Below are 1,715 nucleotides of genomic sequence, written 5' to 3'. Positions count from 1 at the left end.
TGATGATCTGCACGTTCATGCCGTGCTTGTTATGTTTCCCAGAGTAGAAGGGCCGGTCGGCCGCGATTCGGTCGATCGGCAGCAGCGTGCCGTCCCCGATCACGAATGCCTCGGTGGAAGCGGTGCAGGCCGCGGTCCGCAGGTCGGGAGCCAGCGCGGCGAGAACCGCACCCGCAGCAACCGCTTCAAGCGCTGAACACTTTGCGAAGAACCCGCTGCAGGCGGTCGCGAGCCGGCAGGTCGGCAACGACAACGACGAAAAGCGGATCAGCGCGCCGGCTCAGACGTGCCTCGCGCCTGGTCGCGGCTGGCGACCACCAGGTATCCATCGCTCTCGGGGTCGAAGGTGGTGGACTGCACCATGAGCCCGACGCTCCGCAACTGCGCCACGAGGTCCTCGTACCGGTAGGGCCAGATGGACAACCGCTCCGAGCAGGCTCGCACTGCCCCATCCGGCTCGATCTGGGCGACCAGGATCTCGAGGAAGTGTTCCTGCTCCCAGCGCTGCTCGATCTGCCAGTAGTAGCTGACGACCGCATCGCGGTCGTTGCGGCGGATGAGTCGATCGCGGACGTCTACCCGTGAGCCGGCGGAGCGCACGAGCTCCCAGTTGCGTGACGTGAGCACGAGGCGTCCGCCCGGATTCAGCAGCCGCGACATCGCTTCCAGTGCGGTCAGGCGCCCGGCTGCGCCCTCGGCGTGCCCGAGCGAGTTGCCGACGCAGAACACCAGATCGAACGTGGAGTCCTCCAGGTGGTCGGGCAGCTCGTCCCAGCTCGCGCGGAGGGCTCGAAGCGAGACACCCCGCTCGCTGGCGACCTTCTTGGTCCGGCGAACCATCCCATCGCTGGCGTCTGCGGCGACCACGTCAAGGCCAAGACTCGCGAGACCGATGGCGAGCTGGCCGGTTCCACACGCGCAGTCGAGGACGCGCGCGTTGGGCGGCAGAGAGTCCACGACATCGCTGTAGTAAACCGCAGCTGCCTTGGCGGGGGTCAACCTGTCGTCCCCGATCAGCCACTCGTACACGTCGGAAAGCGCCCCATAACCAGCCACCGCGATCACCTCCATCACTCGACGACACGGGGGCTAGACCGCGCCTGCGATTCGGACCTTGCGCCTCGCACTGTGCCGGGCCGTGTCAGCGAAGCATTGAGCAGGACCCAACCACTTCCGGCCGCTGAGACTCCACCGGATTTCGTGGGAAACCGCGACACGCCGCACTGATGCAGGTCCCCACTCCACCGGCGCCCCATCGGCCACGATGGGGACCGCGGCCGGCAAGCGCGCGTTCACTGCGGAGCGCTTTTAGGCACAGCCATCCAAACTGATTGCCGAAACGCCGCGTACGGATGAAGGACCGCCAGCAACCGCCTCTACTGCCACTGAGCTGTTTCCAACCTCAGTTTGAGCAGGTCAGATGCAGGGTGAGGACGGCCTGAACCAGGCTGGTGATGCGAGTCGTGGAACATCGCAGCTTGCGCAGGAGTCGCCAGGTCTTGAGAGTGGCCATGGCCTGCTCGACGAGCGCACGGATCCTCGCATGCGAGCGGTTGACAGCCTGCTGACCTGCGGAAAGCATCTCCCAGCGACCCCAATAGGGCAGCCGTATGGTGCCGCCGGCGCCCCGGTAACCCTTGTCGGCCCAGCACTCCACGCCGGCTTCCTCCAGGGCGTCGATGATGCCGTGGGTTCGCGCGGCCTTGATGTCGTGG

2 protein-coding genes and 1 pseudogene are annotated in these 1,715 nt (G+C 66.3%); all 3 read right to left on the bottom strand.

Going from position 1 to position 1,715, the window contains the following annotated elements:
- Positions 1–166, bottom strand: a pseudogene (locus tag ABT085_RS46190) (IS5/IS1182 family transposase); the annotation flags it as partial.
- 101 nt (positions 167–267) lie between these two features.
- Positions 268–1,071 carry a class I SAM-dependent methyltransferase gene (locus ABT085_RS46185; protein WP_351623197.1) on the bottom strand — a complete coding sequence of 268 codons (804 nt, stop codon included), beginning with the start codon at positions 1,069–1,071 and terminating at the stop codon, positions 268–270.
- Positions 1,072–1,402: 331 nt separating this feature from the next.
- A partial coding sequence (locus ABT085_RS46180) for a transposase family protein (RefSeq protein WP_351623195.1) occupies positions 1,403–1,715 on the bottom strand: 313 nt, incomplete at its 5' end.

The sequence above is a fragment of the Streptomyces sp. NPDC002265 genome, assembly GCF_040296125.1.
GTDB lineage: Bacteria > Actinomycetota > Actinomycetes > Streptomycetales > Streptomycetaceae > Streptomyces.
This window is presented reverse-complemented; position numbering and strand designations above follow the sequence as displayed.